The organism is Cytobacillus oceanisediminis 2691 (assembly GCF_007678455.1).
Lineage (GTDB): Bacteria > Bacillota > Bacilli > Bacillales > Cytobacillaceae > Mesobacillus > Mesobacillus oceanisediminis_A.
Genome location: NZ_VEEP01000390.1, coordinates 1 through 239 on the forward strand (window position 1 = coordinate 1; position 239 = coordinate 239).

A 239-nucleotide genomic window follows, 5' to 3' on the forward strand; every position below is an offset into this window, starting at 1 on the left:
TTTTTGATGTGGAGAAACGTATGAGGATTAGTGTTTAAGATTGTTTAGGTTGTGTGGAATGATATGAGGAAGGGTGAAAGGTTTTGTTTGTTGAGGAAGTTGGTAGTGAAAAGGTTGATTGGTTTGTGTTTGGTGGAAGTCGTTGATGGTGAGTGATAATGGTTGGTGTTGGTTGTTTACATGGAGGACTTTTAACTTTACAGTGTGGCGTTGGTCGAGAACTTCATGGGGTGTGCGGA

General features: G+C 41.0%; 1 pseudogene. It reads right to left on the reverse strand.

Annotated elements, in window-relative coordinates:
- Window positions 1–27: 27 nt before the first annotated feature.
- Window positions 28–239: pseudogene (locus FS736_RS24990) on the reverse strand (30S ribosomal protein S1); the annotation flags it as partial.